2 protein-coding genes are annotated in these 1,542 nt (G+C 61.1%); both read right to left on the bottom strand.

Annotated elements, in window-relative coordinates:
• Positions 1-174 precede the first annotated feature (174 nt).
• Complete coding sequence (locus ACRESD_RS01500) at positions 175-840, bottom strand: bifunctional 4-hydroxy-2-oxoglutarate aldolase/2-dehydro-3-deoxy-phosphogluconate aldolase (protein ID WP_026013852.1); 666 nt, start codon at positions 838-840, stop codon at positions 175-177.
• Positions 841-857: 17 nt separating this feature from the next.
• Positions 858-1,542, bottom strand: a 685-nt coding sequence (gene pgl / locus ACRESD_RS01505) for a 6-phosphogluconolactonase (protein ID WP_431749312.1), incomplete at its 5' end; no start/stop codon positions are given.

A 1,542-nucleotide genomic window follows, 5' to 3' on the forward strand; every position in this document is an offset into this window, starting at 1 on the left:
CGGTACATCAGTCACACCTGTATTTTCTGACCCACCGCTATCGCAGGCAAGCCAGCTCCCACATTTGAACATTGGAGTTCTTGAGATTTTGTGCGGGCAAAAAAAAGCGGTACACCGACCAAGTGCACCGCAAAAATGCCGTTAAGCACAGCAACAACGATTTGATGAATCAGATCAATCCAGCAGTGCCAGCGCCTGCGCGGTGACTTCCTGGATACGGGCCCAGTCGCCGTTCTTGACCCACTCAGGATCAAGCATCCAGCTACCGCCCACGCACATCACGTTTTTCAACGCCATGTAGTTTTTGATGTTGGCCGGGCCAACGCCGCCAGTCGGGCAGAATTTCACTTCGCCAAACGGACCGCCCAGGGCCTTGATGGCGGCCACGCCACCGCTGACTTCAGCGGGGAACAGCTTGAAGCGGCGATAGCCCAGGCCATAGCCTTCCATGATGCCGGAGGCGTTGCTGATGCCCGGCAGCAGCGGGATCGGGCTGTGCACCGAGGCTTCCAGCAAGTCACGGGTAATGCCTGGGGTGACGATGAACTGCGAACCAGCCACTTCGGCCGCTTCGAGCATGTGACGGTCGAGCACGGTGCCAGCGCCAGTGCACAGTTCAGGGCGCTGCTCGCGCAGTACCTGAATGGCCTTGAGGCCGAACTCGGAACGCAGGGTCACTTCCAATGCGGTCAAACCACCGGCTGCCAGGGCATCGGCCAGCGGCAGGATGTCCTGTTCGCGGGCGATGGTGATTACCGGCAGAATCCGCGCCTTGGCGCAGAGGCTGTCGATCAGGGCAACTTTATCCGCCATGGATACGGTCGGTTGAGGGCTTTTCATAGCGGCTGATCCTTGGCTCATGGGCACCAGTAAATCTCTAGAGTAGGTTGCAGAAACGCGCTAATCGGCATGGCAGCAACGTCGTCACTGGCCAGCGCGGCGCTCAAGGTGGTCAATTTCGAACTGCCGGCAATCGACAGTACGGTGTAGTTCGCCGTGGCCAGCAATGCGCGACTCATGGTCAGGCGCTGGTGTGGCACGGTCGGCGCCAGCATCGGCCAGCAACGGCGGGTACCGTCAGCCTTCAGTGCTTCGGTCAGGTTCGGGCTGTTTGGAAACAGCGACGCGGTGTGGCCGTCATCGCCCATGCCCAGCACCAGCACATCAATGGCTGGCAACTCACCCAACAGGCGATCAGCCTGCTCGGCGGCTTCTTCAAGATTGGCTGCGGCGCTATACAGGCTGAGGAACTTGGCCTTGGCTGCCGGGCCTTGCAGCAGGTATTGCTTCAACAGGCCGGCATTGCTGTCGGCATGTTCCACCGGCACCCAGCGCTCGTCGGCCAGGGTGATGGTCACCTTGGACCAGTCCAGGCCTTGCTTGGCGAGGTTCTGGAAGAACGCCACCGGGCTGCGGCCGCCGGACACCACCAGGGTCGCCTCGCCACGGGCACTAATGGCCGCGCGCAGTTGTTCGGCCACGTCATTGGCCAAGCCATCCGCCAGCAGCACCGGGTTGCGGTACTCATGGGCAGTCACGCCC

The sequence above is a fragment of the Pseudomonas sp. genome (genome assembly GCF_050739995.1).
Taxonomy (GTDB): Bacteria; Pseudomonadota; Gammaproteobacteria; order Pseudomonadales; family Pseudomonadaceae; genus Aquipseudomonas.

Excerpts from the sequence above, each read along its gene's own strand:
- ACRESD_RS01500 (WP_026013852.1), bottom strand. The coding sequence starts at position 840 with ATGAAAAGCCCTCAACCGACCGTATCCATGGCGGATAAAGTTGCCCTG.